We start from the raw sequence: 17,138 nt of genomic DNA, 5'->3' as shown, positions 1-17,138 counted from the left end.
GCCCCAGTTTCTACTAGTCCTAATACGGCGGGGATTAAGCATAAACAGTGATAAACTTCAAGTTGCAAGCTAAATTATGGCGATAATCTCCTCAAAAAAACAGCCTCCAGAACCAAACGGACAACCACGCAAACGCCGGGAGTCAGCACCAGCAGCCCCCAAAGAAAATGTTTTGCAAAAAGAAGCGGCTATTGATGAACAAGGTAAGCAAGAAGAAAGCATCCGTCCTCAGAAATTCGCCGACTACATTGGGCAAAAAGACCTTAAAGATGTACTGGACATCGCCATAAAAGCAGCCAAGTCAAGGGGTGAAGTTTTGGATCACTTGCTACTGTATGGCCCGCCTGGATTGGGTAAAACAACAATGGCAATGATATTAGCTTCGGAGATGGGAGTCAATTACAAAATCACCAGCGCCCCAGCTTTAGAACGTCCAAGAGATATTGTCGGGTTACTGGTGAACTTAAAACCTGGTGATATTCTATTTATTGATGAAATCCATAGACTATCGCGCATGACAGAAGAAATTCTCTACCCAGCAATGGAGGACTGTCGCTTAGATATTACTGTGGGTAAAGGTTCTAGCGCCCGGATTCGCAGCATACCCTTGTCCAAGTTTACCTTAGTGGGGGCGACAACCCGCGTCGGTGCGTTGACTTCACCATTGCGCGATCGCTTCGGCTTAATTCAGAAACTGCGCTTTTACGAAGTGGACGAACTCAGTAAAATAGTGTTGCGTAGCTCTCAACTACTGCAAACCAACGTCAGCGAGGATGGTGCAACAGAAATCGCCAAGCGATCGCGGGGAACACCAAGAATTGCCAATCGTTTACTCAAACGTGTCCGTGATTACGCCGAAGTCAAATCCTGTTCCGAAATCACCCAAAGCATCGCCGCCGAAGCATTACAGTTATTCCAAGTAGACCCATGTGGACTAGATTGGACAGACCGCCGAATGCTAAGTGTGATTATTGAACAATTTAACGGCGGCCCCGTAGGCTTAGAAACAATAGCCGCCGCCACAGGTGAAGATAGTCAAACCATCGAGGAAGTATACGAACCCTACCTGATGCAAATTGGCTATTTAAGTAGAACCCCGCGCGGTCGCATAGCCACAAAAGCCGCATACAAACACATGGGTTTTACACCACCTAATGAACAGTTGTCTTTACTGTAGTTATTGGTAATTGGTAATTGGTAATTGGTAATTGGTCGATAGAAAGGGTAAAGGACAAAGGCTTCTCCCTTTCTTCCAACATACCTAGTACCCAATCCCCAGTCCCCAATCCCCAGTCCCCAGTCCCCAATCCCCAATCCCCAATCCCCAGTCCCCAGTCCCCAATCCCGAATGATGATGAAGTTAATTAGTATTGTTCTGTGTTTGTTACTTGTATTTGGCTGGGTTAAACCAGTCATGGCAGAATCTCAACCATATTTCACTCAGGAACAAATAGAACAAGGTGAGGAATGGAAAAATCAGGCTTTTGCGGCGACAAATAAGGGTGATTTTGTCACAGCAGAAAAATATTGGACAAAGATAATTGACAACTTCCCCACGAACCCAGGCGCTTGGAGTAACCGAGGTAATTCGCGGGTGAGTCAAAATAAACTAGAAGCGGCGCTGACAGATTATAACAAAGCGATAGAATTAGCGCCGAATGTCACTGATCCTTATTTGAATCGCGGTACAGCTTTGGAAGGTTTGGGCAAATGGGAAGATGCGATCGCCGATTATAATCATGTCTTAGAACTCGACCCTAACGATGCAATGGCCTATAACAATCGGGGAAATGCTAAAGCTGGTTTAGGGAAGTGGGAAGATGCGATCGCTGATTATAAAAAATCCTTTGACATAGCCCCTAACTTTGCTTTTGCCCGTGCTAATTATGCCATTGCCTTGTACGAAATTGGGCAAAAAGACGAGGCAATTCATGAAATGCGGAATATTCTTCGCAAATATCCTAATTTTGCTGATGTCCGTGCGGCTTTGACCGCTATTTATTGGGTGAATGGACAGAAGGGAGAAGCAGAAAGTAATTGGGTTGCGGCTTATGGTTTAGATAGTCGTTATAAAGATATGGACTGGGTGAAAAATGTGCGTCGCTGGCCTCCGAGTTTGGTGGCTGCTTTGGATAAATTTTTGAAACTTCAATAACAAAACCAATTTATTAATTTGCTCGCTGGGTTGTCACAAGTGCGATCGCTGAATTTTATGTGATACTATATATGATACTATCGCTCTCTGAAGACACTGAACCAGAAGAACAAGCAGAATAAAAAGCAGCCTCTAGAATACTACCTAAATCTTCAATATCCCATAACATTTTATCCCGATCCAGAAGGTGGATATGTAGCGCAAATTAAAGAATTACCTGGATGTCTTACCCAAGGTGAAACTTTAGAAGAAACAATGACAAATATTAATGAGGCGCGGGAATTGTGGATGGAAACAGCTTATGAAGCTGGTGATGATATTCCTTTACCTAGTAGTGATGATAGTTATAGTGGTAAATTATTGGTGCGAATGCCCAAATCTTTACATCGTCGTTTAGCAGAGACGGCTGAACGAGAAGGTGTCAGTCTGAATCAATATATTTTGTTCTTATTGAGTGCTGCAAAAAACTAATTAGTCGTCACAAAATTAGATGACCTACACTCCACCGAAAATACTCACCTTTGAGGAATTTATCGCCCAGTATGGTGATAATAATCGCTACGAACTCATCGATGGGGAATTAAGAGACATGGAACCTACAGGCCCCCATGAAGCTGTGGCTGGGAGTATTGCAGGTAGAATCTATGTGCAAATATTTAATGAAAATTTTAATTGGTTAGTTCCTAAAACTTGTCTAATTAAACCACCTGCGGCTGAAGCCACAGCATTACGTCCTGATGTCATAGTTTTAGATAAAATAGAACTGAGTAAAGAACCACTTTGGCAAAAACAACCTGTAATTTGTAACGGTAGTACCATCAAACTTGTTGCGGAAGTTGTGAGTACAAATTGGCAGGATGATTACGCCAGAAAAGTAGAAGAATACGCTTTTTTAAATATTCCCGAATATTGGATTGTAGACTTTCGGGGTTTAGGTGGTTGGCAATTTATCGGCAATCCAAAACAACCTACATTCACTGCTTGCCATTTAGTAAACGGTGTTTATGAACAACAACAATATCGTTTAGGAGATACTATTTATTCTTATCTATTCCCAAATTTAAAACTGAAACTTGATGATATCATGCCTAATTGATAATAGATCAGGACTTACGCAACTGGCATTTGGGGTAGGGTGCGTCAGATGTCGAAAATCCTTTAATATGTACGAAATTATTGTGGCTGACGCACCCTAAATTTAGCCCACCATATCATGGTCTTGGTGGGCAGTGCATCGGCCTACTGATACAGATTTTTTTTCAAAATTCAAATAGGATTTCTATATCATGCCTAATTAATAATAGATATTTCATCTATACAAATGTATAATCAGCGATATGTAGAGGTAAGATTATGACCCAAGCCTTGCCCAAATTAGTAACCTTCAATGAATTTATTGAATGGTATCCTAATGATGGTAAACGCTATGAATTGCACAGGGGAGTAATTGTTGAAATGCCACTCCCAACCGGACAGCATGAAAAAGTTATCGCGTTTTTGTCACGTAAACTAACTGTAGAGTTTGATCGTCTGAATTTACCCTATGGTATTCCCAAAACTGCACTCGTCAAGACTCCCTCTGCCGAATCTGCTTATTCGCCTGATGTGCTGCTGTTAAACTTTGATAATCTCGACAATGAACCGCTTTTTCAAAAGCAGTCAACAGTAAGCCAAGCTGCATCTGTTCCTTTGGTGGTTGAGGTTGTATCAACTAATTGGCGTGACGATTACTATAATAAGTTGAGAGATTATGAGGAGATGGGTATTCCTGAATATTGGATTGCTGATTATGCTGCATTGGGTGCAAGAAAGTTCATTGGTAATCCTAAACAACCTACTATTTTTGTCTGCGAATTAGTAGATGGGGAATATCAGATGACAGCGTTTCAAGAAAATACTGTCATCGTATCCCCAACTTTTCCTCAATTAAATTTAACCGCACAGCAGATTTTTGATGCTGCTAAGTAGGTAGAGATAATTAAATGTAAAATGTGTTGTTATTCGTGGGGTTTATGGCTGTGTTGTTGGGCTTGAAAGGACTAAAGTCCTTACTACGAACTTATGTTTTATTAAGTCTGTTTACTTAACTAATTAACTTTGCTGGCTATGACGATGATTAGCGGCTTGTAGTAAGAGAGATTCTGCAAAAGCGATCGCATCATTTGCTGATTTTCCCCCAGCTAGTTGTGCTAGTTCTTCCCGGCGTTTGGTTAAGTCATCCAAGCTAGTCACCCGGACAACAGTACGCTGTTCGGTACTGCCATTGTCAGCCTTTTTACCTTTGCCTTGGGTAATAATTTGCTTATCTACCCGGAAATGCCTATCAGCCATCGCTGCAACCAAAGGCTGGTGTGTAACACATAATACCTGATGGTAGTTACTTAACTGGTGTAATTTTTCAGCGATCGCCTGTGCAACCCTTCCCGAAACTCCCACATCGATTTCATCAAATACCAGCGTTCCCGCCGCATCAGTTTGAGTAAAGCAAGATTTCAGCGCCAGTAAAAAGCGGCTCATTTCCCCACCAGAGGCGATTTGAGTTAATGGTTGCAATGGTTCGCCGGGGTTGGGACTAAACATAAAGGTAATCTTATCCGCACCCATTGCAGTTGGGGGAATTGGGGCAATTTCGACTTGGAATTTTACCTTTTCCATCGCCAAAGGTTTAAGTTCAGCTATCAACCGCGATTCTAAAGTAGCGGCGGTTTTCTTGCGTAATTGGGTTAATTTATGACAAGCTTGAGTTAGTTTATCAAAACAGGCTTTTTCTTGCTGTTCTAAACTTTCTATAGATTGTTCGTGATCATTGAGGGCTGCTAATTCCGCTTGAATTTTTTCGTAGTAGGCGATCGCTTCTGTTAAAGAAGGCCCATACTTGCGACAGATTTGTTTTAACTCTCGTATCCGTTCTTCTACCTCTTCCAAACGCTGGGGATCAGCTTCTAAACTTTCCCCATAAGTGTTAATTTGCCTAGCAACTTCCGTTAATGCTGTTTGTGCATCCCGAATTAAATCTAATAATGGTTGCAGCCCACAATCATATTCCACCATATCATTTAAGGCGGCTTCACTATCCCCCAACAAATCCGATGCAGATGGCGCATCATCTTCGCTTTGATACAAAGCCTGATAGACTTTGTAACTCATCTGTTGTAAATCAACCACATGATTGAGGCGTTCCCGTTCTTGTTGGAGTAGTTCTAATTCCTGGGGATCGCTGAGGTTGGCTGTAGATAATTCCTGAACTTGGTAAGTCAATAAATCCAGTTGTTGCAGCCGTTCCCGTTCCGAAGTCCGGCGCTTTTCTAAACTTGTATGAGCTTGTTGATATGCACTAAAAGCCGTAGCAATGACTTGACGCTGTTGCAGCGACGCATCCCCAGCGTACATATCCAGCCAATCACGGACTTGTGCGGATTCCCCTACTTGTACAGTTTGACCTTGGGCTGTAATTTCCACCAAGCGATCGCGCAATGCTACCATCACTTGGCGATTCACTAAAACCCCATTCACCCGCGATCGGCTGCGGATATTACTACTAGTCGAGGTAATTTCTCGACTAATCACTATAGAATTATCATCAATCAAATCTATTTCTTGTTCCGTCAACCAAGCCGCTAACGGGGGTGTCGCAGTGAAATTTCCTTCCACCATTGCTCTTACAGTCCCAGTCCGAATTACCCGACTAGAGACTTTACCACCCAAAACAGCATCAATCGCATCCAAAATAATTGATTTTCCCGCACCGGTTTCGCCTGTTAAAACATTCAGTCCCGCGCCGAAATCCAGTTCTAGTTGATCAATCAGGGCAAAATTCTCAATCCGTAGGCACAGCAACATCAAACCAAATCTCCTACAAGGGCAGATGCCGGATATTTCCCACTTTCGGCAACCAGCGATACCTACTAACATTGAAATAGCAGGCACATCCAAGTGTAACAAATGTCAGTTATCAGTTGACAGTTATCAGTTATCAGGAGGTAAAAGAGGCAGAACAGACAGTTTTCCCCTTTCCCCCTTCCCCCTTCCCCTTTCCTCTTAAGGGCAGGTTTTTCATAAAGTAATCAGTGAGGACTATAAGATTCAGTAAATTATCAGACTTTCATCTACCCCTACACCCCTACACCCTTATACCCCTACACCCTAAAATCAGTGTTTTTGGGTCGAAGTGTAAAAAACCTGCCCTTGAAAGCTTCCCCTTTCCCCCTCTTCTTCCCCCTTCCCCAATCCCCAGTCCCCAATATTGTTACAATACTTAACAAGTTCAATCCCACCGGTGGCTTTATTCATGACTGTTAAGACAATTCCGCCAAATTCCCGACCGACTGAGGGCGAACTACAGCTAAAGGATACACAAGCCTTGGTTGTCCGCTCACCAGAGATCGTCACAACTGAAAGACCCCAGGTATTTGTAACTACAAATCCTACATCTGAGACAATAGTTTATGACCCTGTGGCGGTAGCAGAGCATTATCGTAATCGACCACTGCAAGTTCTCAATAGGATTTTTGCTGTACTCAGACCTACTATCACCTTTGTCTTTGGGTTGTGGTGGGATAGTAGACGGGGAATAGTCGTCAAAAATGACCGCCGTCGAGCGATTCAGTTAAGAGAATTACTAACCAAACTGGGGCCAGCTTATATCAAAATTGGACAAGCCTTATCGACAAGGCCAGATTTGGTTCCCCCGGTATATTTAGAAGAATTTACCAGGCTACAAGACCAATTACCAGCTTTCCCTAACGAAATTGCCTACCAATTCATTCAGGAAGAACTAGGACAGTCGCCAGAAGAGATTTACACAGAACTTTCCGCCCAACCAATTGCGGCGGCATCTTTGGGACAGGTTTATAAAGGTAGACTGAAAACAGGCGAAGAAGTAGCTGTTAAGGTTCAACGCCCCGACTTAAGAGAAAAAATTACAATTGACTTATATATATTGCGAGGATTGGCTGGTTGGGTACAGAAGAAAGTCAAACGGGTAAGGAGTGACTTAGTTGGGATTTTGGATGAATTAGGCGATCGCATTTTTGAAGAAATGGACTACATCCACGAAGGTCAAAATGCCGAGCGCTTCTTCCAACTATATGGTCATATTCAAGACATTTACGTACCGAAAATATACTGGGAATATACTAACCGTCGTGTCTTAACGATGGAATGGATCAACGGCACAAAACTTACTCAAACAGCAGAGATTAGCGCCCAAGGCATAGATGCGCGTTATCTGATTGAAGTGGGTGTGCAGTGTTCTTTGCGACAACTATTAGAACATGGATTTTTCCACGCCGACCCCCATCCAGGTAACTTATTAGCCACAACAGATGGTAAATTAGCTTACCTTGACTTTGGTATGATGAGCGAGGTGAAACCACCACAACGTTATGGCTTAATTGAGGCGATCGTCCATGTAGTTAACCGTGACTTTGAAGGGTTAGCCCAAGACTACGTAAAACTAGACTTCTTATCCCCAGAAACAGATTTAACTCCAATTATCCCCGCCTTTGCCAAAGTTTTCGCCAACGCCCAAGGCGCGAGTGTCGCGGAATTTAATATTAAAAGCATCACTGATGACCTATCAGAATTGATGTATGAGTATCCTTTCCGCGTACCACCATACTATGCTTTAATCATTCGCTCCCTCGTCACCTTAGAAGGAATTGCTATCTATATAGATCCCAACTTCAAAGTGTTGAGTGAAGCTTATCCTTACGTTGCTAAACGCTTATTAACCGACCCCGCACCAGAATTAAGAACATCACTCAAAGACTTACTTTTTAAAGATGGTAGATTTCGGTGGAATCGTTTAGAAAATTTATTACGCAACGCCCGGAAAAGTCAAGACTACGACCTCAGTTTAGCCCTAAATCAAGGTGTTGATTTTCTCTCATCTGAACGCGGCGCATTCATTCGCGACAAGTTAGTAGATGAGTTTTTAACCGGGATTAATGCTTTAGGTAAAAATGTCCTACATAACTTCACCTACCTATTAAGAGAACAAGTAGGTATTACCGCCGTCAACCAGACCCCAGCCGCGACGGTAGAACAACAACAGACCCTACAGCACATCAAAAACATCGTCAATATTTTGCAAGAAACCCGTGGTTTTGACCCAGCCCAAATTGCACCCCAAATTACCCAATTGCTATTTAACCCAGGCGTGCAACGTTTAGGACAGCAAGTAGTTAATCAACTACTACAAAAAGCCACAGCCCGTCTAATTCGGGAATTGTTAACACCTCAAGAACCTACAAACAGCAATACAACCTATGCAAATGCACCTGTAAGAAGAACTTGAAGCAGACAGAAGGCAGAAAGAATACAACCCTCTGCCTTTCTTGATACAATTATGTTCACAGTGGAGATTAAAAAATAGAGTTTATGACCACAACAGTCAAAAAACTCAATTTAGAAGAATATCTTGCCCATGATGATGGGACAGATATTCGCTACGAACTTGTGGATGGAGAATTGGTGGAAATGCCGCCAGAAACTGATAGAAATAACTTAATCTCTCTCTATTTGCTGTCCCAGTTTCTCAGGTTTGTGCCAATTCAACTCATCCGCCATAAAGATACAGAACTGGTAGTTACAGGGAGTAGAACTCGTGTGCGGCTACCAGATTTAATGATATTGACTCAGGAATTATTAGAAGCGATCGCTGGTGGACGAGCTACAATAACACCTGATATGCCTTCCCCAGCATTGGTAGTAGAGGTAGTTTCCCCAGGAAAGGTCAACGAAGATAGAGACTACCGCTATAAACGCTCTGAATATGCAGCACGCGGTATTTCTGAATACTGGATTGTTGACCCAGATAAAGCCAAAATCACCTTACTAACTCTAGTAGATGGACTGTACGAAGAAACAGTATTTCAAGGAACAGATTCTATCAACTCAACCATTATTCCCATGCTAGATTTAACAGCAGCACAAGTATTAAATGTTGGACAGGCGTGAACTACTCATCTCAAATCCAGCTAATTACTTCAGATATGCTTGGTTTGGTTGCTCATGGGTAATAGTGAATTGGGAATTGTTCTCTACTATGACCTATTACCCATTACCCATTACCAAACCCCACGATATGATAAGTGTTTAAACGGGTATGACATAAACATATTTTTCGTTCTGCCCGTTGAACGTAGTAGGATTGTTCAGGTAAGCCTAGCATAGTGACTCATTCACAGTTAGGCAACCTAAAATTAGAGCAAAGACGATTCCTCAAACAAGCACAATCCGATGCGTATTTCTTTAAACTGGCTGCGCGAACTAGTAGAAATCAAACTTAACCCAGAAGAACTAGCCCAAACCCTCACAATGGCTGGGTTTGAAGTTGAAGATATAGAAGACCGACGCACTTGGGCTAATGGCGTTGTTGTGGGGAAAGTGCTTGAACGTCAACCCCACCCCAACGCTGATAAGTTGAGTGTTTGCCAAGTAGATGTCGGTGCAGCCGAGACTTTAAATATAGTCTGTGGCGCTGCTAATGTCCGGGCGGATATTTATGTACCCGTCGCCACCGTCGGCGCTTATTTGCCCAACATTGATTTGAAAATCAAACCCGCAAAACTGCGCGGTGTGCCTTCTCAGGGCATGATCTGTTCCTTAAAAGAACTCGGTTTACCCACCGACGTAGATGGTATTCATATCTTCCCTCAAGAAAACCTCACCTTGGGTAGTGATGTGCGCCCATTGTTGGGTTTGGATGATGTAATTTTAGATGTCACCGCCACCGCTAACCGTGCAGATGCCTTAAGTATGGTAGGGATAGCGCGGGAAGTCGCAGCTTTAACAGGCGGAAAATTAAGTATCCCCGAACCTGGAGAAGTATCGATATCCAGTAATAGCGGAAAGTTAGCCTTAAAAATTGCCGACACCCAAGCCTGCCCTGCTTATATTGGTACAGTAATTGAACAGATAAAAATTGCCCCCTCTCCTGAATGGTTGCAGCAGCGTTTACGTTCGGCAGGGGTACGTCCAATTAGCAATGTAGTTGATATTACTAACTATGTATTGTTGGAATGGGGACAACCATTACACGCCTTCGACCAAGAGCGATTAAAATCTGTTGCTAGCGCTGATAATTTAACTATCGGTGTGCGTTTTGCCAATCAAGGGGAAACACTGAAAACCCTAGATGGGCAAACTCGCAACCTATCAACACAAAACTTATTAATCACAGCTAACGATAAACCCGTAGCTTTAGCGGGTGTTATGGGTGGTGAAGAAACCGAAGTTCATGACGGGACGCAAAGCTTAGTTTTAGAAGCCGCATTATTTGATTCTGTCGCCATTCGCCGTTCCTCTCGTAGCGTGGGGTTACGTAGTGAAGCCTCTGGGAGATATGAACGTGGCGTGAACCGTGCAGAGTTAGAGACAGCTAACCGTCGCGCCTTATCCCTAATTAGTGAATTGGCTAGTGGCGTAATTGTCCATCAGGAAATCTCTGATACTCGTCCCGATCGCTCAACTTGGAGCCATTCAATTATATTGCGTTTAGACCGGGTAAATGAGGTACTGGGGCCAGTCAATTTTGGGGAAACTGGCGAAGTAGAAGCACAGGATGTAGAACGCATCCTGACTGCATTGGGTTGTCAGCTAACTCCAGCCGGCGAAGGAACTTGGAATGTTACTGTCCCCCCCTATCGTTACCGCGACTTGGAAAGGGAAATTGATTTAATTGAAGAAATCGCCCGTCTCTACGGTTACGATAATTTCTGTGATACCTTGCCAGACAAAGCAGAAGCTGGTTATTTACCCGTAGACCAGGAATTGCTGCGGAAATTACGGGCTTCTCTGCGGGCGGAAGGTTTGACAGAATTAATCCACTACTCCTTAGTTAAGCCAGGGGAAGATAGACAGATAGTCTTGAGTAACCCCTTATTTGTCGAATATTCCGCATTACGTACCGATTTACTCACAGGGTTAATAGACGCTTTCCAATATAACCTCGAACAAGGTAACGGTTCCCTCAATGGTTTTGAAATTGGGCGGATTTTCTGGCAAGAAGAAGACGGCTTGCAAGAAAAAGATGCGATCGCCGGTATCATAGGAGGCGATACCACCATTGGCAAATGGTCAAAAGGCGGACGTGAACAACCCCTGACTTGGTTTGAAGCCAAAGGTATTTTAGAAAGTGTGTTTCAGCAATTAGGTATTGTGGTAGAATATCAACCTGATTGTCGTGACCCACGCTTACACCCTGGACGCACCGCCTCATTATGGATTGGGGGTAATCACTTAGGTGTCTTTGGACAACTCCATCCCCAACTGCGGCGCGACAAAGGTTTACCCGAATCAGTCTACCTGTTCCAGCTTGATTTGGATGTATTATTGGATGCCTTAGACCAAGATGAAATACTTGTACCAGCATTCAAACCTTACTCCACCTATCCCGCAAGCGATCGCGATATCGCCTTTTTCGCACCCGTCAAGGTTTCCGTCTCGGAAATCGAAAAAGCTATTAACAAGGCTGGTAAAGGTCTACTAGAGTCAGTAGAGTTATTCGATGAATATCGCGGCGAAAACGTCCCTCAAGGACAACGGAGTTTGGCATTTAGACTAGTATATCGGGCGAGCGATCGCACCCTCACAGATACCGAAGTCGAACCAGTACACAACAAAGTCCGTGAAGCCTTAGTAGAAAAATTCGGTGTGAATTTGAGGAGTTAACTGTTGACTGTTAACTGATAACTGAAGAGATGAGTTGATATTTCACTCATCTCTTCACTAATATGAGTCTAGGAATTGAATTTGTCTTAAACCAATTCCTCAAAATTCAGCAATAACGCCAAACTCATAAACCCTTATGATGTCTGGCTTTATTAATTTTGAATTTTGTAGGCGTAAGCCTTCCCGTAGGGTATTTTGAATTTTGAATTGTATAACTATGCCTAAATATATTGTGTGGGGAACCTACTGCGACGACGTTTTAGAAAAGCGCACACCTTACCGTCAAGCACATTTAGATGGATTAGCAAAACAAAAAGAATCGGGTGTACTCATCACCATCGGCCCCACTAAAGATGTCACCAAAGTCTTTGGTATCTACGAAGCCGAAGATGAAGCTATTGTACGTCAGTTAATTGAAAATGATCCCTACTGGCAAAATGGTATCTGGACTGAATATTCTGTTAAAGAATGGATTCAAGCCATCTAATATTTACCACAAGGATCATCATCCATAAAAAAATGAACAATCTGGTGTTGTAGATATGGCTCATCAAACCAAATCAAGCAACACCATAAAGATTTTTATAGTATGTCAAAATTTGCTCTACAAGTTGTCGACTCTCGGAGTTAGCGTTTTCCGTCCAACACAGAGATATACTATCAATTTGACTTTGATAGTAATCAAACTGTGAGGATGATTGAGGGATGAAACTCACATCTACGCCTTCGACTTGGCGTAGATGTGCCGCTATCTCTCGATATACTGCTAACGGTAAACCAGTAAATGCAATTTTTTCTTTTATCTCCATCCTTATGAGGCTCCAACAGCAGGAATATTGTTCGTAGGTGTTTCCACTGAAACTGGAGTAGCAGCAGGGTTTGTATTTCCTGGTGTTGATCCGACAGGTGCTTCACCTACTGTTCTGGCAACTTCAATACCATATTGTTCCAGAATTACGATCGGATTGGAAGGAGCATTCATTTCAATTCGTTTCACCAACAGACCATTTGCTAATCTTTGTCCTGCTTGCACATAACGACTGCCAGTTTCATTAGGTATCTTAATAATGGCTTGGGGTTCTCTACCAATGAGAACTACACCAGTTACCATGACTGCTCTAGCTAATTCTGGTTGTGCTGGTGGTGGTAATACTGAGACTAAAGTCGGATTGGGAACGACTTGAGGTAAGACTTTAGGTAAAACCGGCATCAAAGTAGGACGTGGTTTTACTGCCAATATTTTCTTGTTTGTGTTGGCAATTGTAGTTTTCGGCTTTACCTTTTGCGGTTTAGCAGCAGGGGGTAGAGGAGGTAATGAAGGAACTACTTTAGTAGGTACATTTGCTGAAATTTGGGCAACTGGCTGTCCAACAATGCCGGCAAACGGGTCATTTCGTCCTTTTGTGACTATATTTACCCGCTCGTTACTATTAGTTAGTTGAATTAAACTAGGAGCTGTCGAGGCAACTCTTACAGGCGCTTTGGCAGGCACGACAGGATTATTAAAGGATTCAGCCTTAGCTGGCGCATTCGCTACAGGCGCAGCAGTTGGTGGAGAGGGGGTTGGATTAGCAGCTTGTTGTGTGTCCTCAGAGGCACATCCGGCGATCGCCACTGTCACAAGAGCTGCAAGTAAAATTTTAAATTTTCTGCCCATTAGCCGTTCTCAAAAACTAGAGGAAACTGCGGTTGATGGAAATCAAAAATGCCTGTTTGTGATTCAGGCATTGTTGTCGTTTCCTTTATAACCTAATTTTGGGAAATTCAAGGGTTGTTTTTAGCACTAATAATTCAGAATAAATGCTGATGACTTAACTGAAACTTAATCATCCATCGTACACATGAGATTTTTCAACAAGTCCAGCCCTTTTTTGACTCTTCTAGAAACTGTAACTACGCTGATCCCCAAATGTTCTGCTACTTGTTTTTGTGTCAAGTCCTGCAAAAATACACACTCTAAAACTTCACGGGTGCGTTGTTCTAGTTGAAACAATGCTTGTTGTAAACGAATTTGGTCTTCTTGCGCTAATTGAAAACTGCGGTAGTGATTGTCAGGAACCAATTCTCCCAGGCTAGTAGCTCCCTCGTCCCCATCCAGCACCGGCACATCCAAACTCAAGGGAGCGCGGTTTACCCAAGCTAATTTGATTTCTTGCCATTCATCTGGAGAAATTTCCAAAGCTGATGCTAGTTCTGCATCAGTTGGTTGACGATTATACAATTCTCGCAAAGAACGGGAAACGCCGATAGCCCGTTGTTGTATTGCCAAGTAACGCCGAGGAATTCTGACTGTCACACCCTTATCGCGGAGATAGTGTTGAATCTCGCCGCGAATATAAGGAATAGCAAAAGAGCTAAAAGCGTGACCTTTGGAAATTTCAAATCTTTCAATAGCTCTAATTAAACCCAAACAACCAACCTGAACTAAATCATCGTAGCTTTCCCGGCATTGATTCATCCAGTAGTGGGCTTCTTTCCTGACTAACCCAAAATTAAGTTGTACCAGTTGATTACGAATATTTTCTGAGCGAGATTGCTGATATTCTCGTAACAACTGCCAAATTTCGTACTTTAGTTCGTTGGTAGCTGTTGTAGGCATAGCACTGCATTATTAGGGAGATAATTATTTGGTTAAGCGCTCTTAATTGAGCCTGGGATGCAACATGACACCATCTTTGATAGAAGCTGGAAACTGAGACAAATTTCATACCATTGACACTGTGAAAATTTGGTGAAGTCACAGGTTTTATAATCAAGATGCTAAGTATCAAGCAACTAAGTAGTAATTAACTGAAGGAAAAAAGTTTTTTATTGTTATAGGTTTTGGTATTTTGTGTAGCTTTGTTGAAGCTACATACAGACAAAATATAGAATTTTCAGTTAAATTTCAAACCGAGATTGTACCTAACTTTGCTAAGAAGTTTTTAAGTAGAATTTATAGTCTATTTTTGGCTGTAACAACATCTATTTTTCAGTGAAATTACTAGTATTGACTAGAAAAATTTATGTAGATTTAAAAACTGTCCAGTAATAAAATGTAAATAATAATATTTATGAGAAATTTTGAAAAAAGTTAAGTGTAGTTAGAGTAACATTTCAAAAAATCATAATTACTGACATCTCAGTAAGAAAGTTTATACATTATTATTAATAATTTTTAAGATACAGCAGGGGACAGGTGACAGGTGACAGGTGAGTCCAGTCCTGTAGGCGGTGAGTGCAGCCACACGTGCGGCTCAGCCGCCGGGTGGACTGCCGTTCGCCCTTGGCGTTCTCGAAGAGTACCCGGAGGGGTTTCCCCCGCCCTGGGAACTGGCGAACCCGGAGGGTGAGAGAGTTAAAAACCTTTTACTGTATAAGTTTTCTCATTTTCTGATGTCCTAACTGTCTTGGCTATTGCTATAAGAGACAAACCCAATAAAAAAAGGGCTAAAAGCCCTCGTTTGACGACGGGCTTTTCAACCCAAATTTTCGATAAACAAAGAATGGTTTGAGTAAATCAAGAGGATTTAAGCACGGTTTTCAACACGAGCGTAGAATATACCGCGAATTTTCACTTCTTTGGGTTCATCAGCCCCTAAATCGGTATCAGAAGGCTGTTCGCTCTCGAAAGTACCAGCAATTTCACCACTAGCGCTATCAACTTTAGCTACTTGAAGAGAAATTTTGCCTTTGAGAATTTCCGCACGCTTAATGTTGGTACGGGTAAGGTCTTCATCATCGGCTTGAGCTGGAAGAGCCACGGCATTATCGTAGCCGCTAGTAACACCACGACCTTTAGGATCTAAGAACGCCGCACCACGATAAGAAGGTACTTTGAATGTGCCTTCAAAGTCTGTGGAGGTGTTGAGACTGGTTAAGCCAGGTTGTGTTTGAGCAACTAAGTTTTTGATGGTAAAGAGGAAAGGTACTCGCTCGCCACCAGGTAGTTGCACGGTAATGGCTTGGAAGTCAAGACCATCAGTTTCTTCAAAGGTCAAGCTGTTATCATCGTTGAACTTGAGATCACCTGACACTTGATCAATGGTGGATGTGTATCTAGTTAACAATTTACCAGCCACAAATTCTGCTGTTTGGCGTTTGTTAGCAGGTTCTTCTTTGACGAAGAAACTAGTTGGTTCCAAGCACAGTTCTTTGATGACGTAGGACTGGCTGGAATCCAAAGGAATTGAGCCACGGCTTGTTTCTGTCAGCTGGGGACATTTGTTTGCCAAACCAGTGCCACGAATTTGTTCGTAAGTCAATACATCTTTACTACTAGCAGATGGAGCATCACTACAAGCAGTGAGTAGCCCCAAGCACACAGCCAAGAATGCAACAATTAAAGCGCGATACCTCATGATCAACCTCAATGTCAAAAATCGATATATAAAGGATTTGGGCATAGGGATAAGTACATTTTGCGCTAAAGTGGCATCACTACTTACCTCAAATAACACGAAGATTTATTTTCTCTTCGCACTGTGCGATTGCCGCAGGTATCGGCAGGGTCGCCCAAGTCGTTCTGTATTATGTATGTGTTACCACTAAATACAGCCGATCGCTTTATTAGGGAAATCAGCCAGATCATACGATTTTTTTTAACGCAAAATCAAAGCACTCTAATCTTGAGTAGCTGCCGTTGATCCCGTCAGGCTTGTTTTGAGTCTGTGTGAAACGTCACTGCGCCAATTTAGTATTAAAGGGATTGGGGATTGGGGATTGGGGATTGGGAAAAACAGGCGAATATATCTGTAAATTTGTATTGGAACAGAAAAGATAGCTATATTCGGTAAATTTAAGTAAACTTCATCTAAACAGAGAGGGTTGCATGAGCAACAACGGTATTACAGAATCAGGGCAATTATCTGAGCAGTTACACAAAATTACAACTGTAGTGCAGGATGTGGCTGAAAGTTGCCAAGGAAATACCACGGCTCTTTTACAATTGCTGCGTCAGTTAGAGCTATTACACAGAGAGATTCGTGATGGCACATTTCAAGAGAGTTTGCCTAATAATCGCCAGCAACTCTACGCTTTGCTGAAAGATATTGAAGCGGAGGGAGGTTGGCCATACATTGAACGTATGAGATTGCAAGCTTTTTTAAGAAATTTACTACCAGCAGCAACGGAAGAAAACAACCAACAGGATGGCAGTGTAGATTTGTTACGAGGCGATCGCTCTTAACGCTAGTACAGCTATGACTAACTTTGGCGTACAAAGTTGGTCATGGTTGAGATATCCGCCTGACTGCACAGGAATTTTCCACATCACCTAAATCTCACGCTTCTTTATCCGTCAGGACTGATAACTGATAACTGAAACTGT

At 42.6% G+C, this 17,138-nt stretch carries 15 protein-coding genes; 10 read left to right on the top strand and 5 right to left on the bottom strand.

Going from position 1 to position 17,138, the window contains the following annotated elements:
- Nucleotides 1-76 precede the first annotated feature (76 nt).
- The 5 genes from ruvB (at nt 77) to H6G83_RS14755 (ending at nt 4,123) form a co-directional block, all read left to right on the top strand.
- Nucleotides 77-1,177 carry a Holliday junction branch migration DNA helicase RuvB gene (gene ruvB / locus H6G83_RS14775; RefSeq protein WP_190473500.1) on the top strand — a complete coding sequence of 367 codons (1,101 nt, stop codon included), beginning with the start codon at nt 77-79 and terminating at the stop codon, nt 1,175-1,177.
- Nucleotides 1,178-1,351: 174 nt separating this feature from the next.
- Nucleotides 1,352-2,155 (top strand): tetratricopeptide repeat protein, encoded by an 804-nt coding sequence (locus tag H6G83_RS14770; protein WP_190473497.1) that lies wholly within the window; start codon nt 1,352-1,354, stop codon nt 2,153-2,155.
- A gap of 87 nt (nt 2,156-2,242) precedes the next feature.
- Nucleotides 2,243-2,626 (top strand): type II toxin-antitoxin system HicB family antitoxin, encoded by a 384-nt coding sequence (locus H6G83_RS14765; RefSeq protein WP_190473670.1) that lies wholly within the window; start codon nt 2,243-2,245, stop codon nt 2,624-2,626.
- A gap of 19 nt (nt 2,627-2,645) precedes the next feature.
- A complete protein-coding gene (locus H6G83_RS14760) occupies nt 2,646-3,251 on the top strand; it encodes a Uma2 family endonuclease (RefSeq protein ID WP_190473494.1) in 606 nt (201 codons plus the stop codon).
- A gap of 257 nt (nt 3,252-3,508) precedes the next feature.
- Nucleotides 3,509-4,123, top strand: coding sequence for a Uma2 family endonuclease (locus H6G83_RS14755; RefSeq protein WP_190473491.1), 615 nt, complete (start codon nt 3,509-3,511; stop codon nt 4,121-4,123).
- Nucleotides 4,124-4,246: 123 nt separating this feature from the next.
- On the opposite strand, the gene recN is transcribed toward H6G83_RS14755, so the two are convergent.
- Entirely contained in the window at nt 4,247-5,995 is a 1,749-nt protein-coding gene (gene recN / locus H6G83_RS14750) for a DNA repair protein RecN (protein WP_190473668.1), read from the bottom strand.
- Nucleotides 5,996-6,443: 448 nt separating this feature from the next.
- Here recN and H6G83_RS14745 point away from each other — a divergent pair, with 448 nt between their 5' ends.
- From H6G83_RS14745 to H6G83_RS14730, 4 genes are all read left to right on the top strand, one after another.
- On the top strand, nt 6,444-8,453 hold the full coding sequence (locus tag H6G83_RS14745; protein WP_190473487.1) for an ABC1 kinase family protein: 2,010 nt from the start codon (nt 6,444-6,446) through the stop codon (nt 8,451-8,453).
- Nucleotides 8,454-8,536: 83 nt separating this feature from the next.
- Entirely contained in the window at nt 8,537-9,115 is a 579-nt protein-coding gene (locus H6G83_RS14740) for a Uma2 family endonuclease (RefSeq protein WP_190473484.1), read from the top strand.
- Nucleotides 9,116-9,397: 282 nt separating this feature from the next.
- Nucleotides 9,398-11,830, top strand: coding sequence for a phenylalanine--tRNA ligase subunit beta (gene pheT / locus H6G83_RS14735; protein ID WP_190473482.1), 2,433 nt, complete (start codon nt 9,398-9,400; stop codon nt 11,828-11,830).
- A gap of 217 nt (nt 11,831-12,047) precedes the next feature.
- Nucleotides 12,048-12,317, top strand: a complete 270-nt coding sequence (locus tag H6G83_RS14730; protein WP_190473479.1) for a YciI family protein — start codon at nt 12,048-12,050, stop codon at nt 12,315-12,317.
- Between the two features lie 73 nt (nt 12,318-12,390).
- On the opposite strand, the gene H6G83_RS14725 is transcribed toward H6G83_RS14730, so the two are convergent.
- The 4 genes from H6G83_RS14725 to psbO form a co-directional block, all read right to left on the bottom strand.
- Complete coding sequence (locus H6G83_RS14725) at nt 12,391-12,639, bottom strand: hypothetical protein (protein WP_190473476.1); 249 nt, start codon at nt 12,637-12,639, stop codon at nt 12,391-12,393.
- Between the two features lie 2 nt (nt 12,640-12,641).
- Nucleotides 12,642-13,487, bottom strand: a complete 846-nt coding sequence (locus H6G83_RS14720) for a hypothetical protein (protein WP_190473472.1) — start codon at nt 13,485-13,487, stop codon at nt 12,642-12,644.
- A gap of 165 nt (nt 13,488-13,652) precedes the next feature.
- The gene (locus H6G83_RS14715) at nt 13,653-14,429 is read right to left on the bottom strand and encodes an RNA polymerase sigma factor SigF (RefSeq protein WP_190473469.1); all 777 of its coding nucleotides are present in this window, start codon (nt 14,427-14,429) and stop codon (nt 13,653-13,655) included.
- Nucleotides 14,430-15,339: 910 nt separating this feature from the next.
- Nucleotides 15,340-16,170 carry a photosystem II manganese-stabilizing polypeptide gene (gene psbO / locus H6G83_RS14710; RefSeq protein WP_190473466.1) on the bottom strand — a complete coding sequence of 277 codons (831 nt, stop codon included), beginning with the start codon at nt 16,168-16,170 and terminating at the stop codon, nt 15,340-15,342.
- Between the two features lie 470 nt (nt 16,171-16,640).
- Here psbO and H6G83_RS14705 point away from each other — a divergent pair, with 470 nt between their 5' ends.
- Nucleotides 16,641-16,997, top strand: coding sequence for a hypothetical protein (locus tag H6G83_RS14705; protein WP_190473463.1), 357 nt, complete (start codon nt 16,641-16,643; stop codon nt 16,995-16,997).
- Nucleotides 16,998-17,138: the final 141 nt, after the last annotated feature.

Source organism: Anabaena azotica FACHB-119 (assembly GCF_014697625.1).
Classification (GTDB): Bacteria; Cyanobacteriota; Cyanobacteriia; order Cyanobacteriales; family Nostocaceae; genus Trichormus; species Trichormus azoticus_A.
The sequence above is the reverse complement of the archived record's forward strand: the minus strand, read 5'-3'. Positions and strand labels throughout refer to the sequence as shown.